1 pseudogene is annotated in these 236 nt (G+C 37.3%); it reads right to left on the bottom strand.

From position 1 onward, the window contains the following. Positions 1-2: 2 nt before the first annotated feature. Positions 3-236 (bottom strand): annotated as a pseudogene (locus V6260_RS18680) (GGDEF domain-containing protein); the annotation flags it as partial.

Here is a 236-nt window from a genome sequence, read left to right on the forward strand (position 1 = left end):
CTTCAGAGCTTACTAATAAATAGATAACTATCGCGATATCGATTGGCCTCTTTTTTAGCATCAGTATCCAGTTCTGCAACCTGATGACTATTTTTACATTGCTGTAAATCTGGCTCAACTAAAGCAATCGATAATGTGAGTAAAGTAACAAATTGTTTATCTCCTTCACGATTTGTAGCCCTGTACCCCTTACTTTTTATGAGCTCTGGTGTGAAAATTGCGCGTGACTGTAATTG

Origin of the sequence: Pseudoalteromonas aliena, from assembly GCF_038155085.1 — a bacterium.
Lineage (GTDB): Bacteria > Pseudomonadota > Gammaproteobacteria > Enterobacterales > Alteromonadaceae > Pseudoalteromonas > Pseudoalteromonas aliena_A.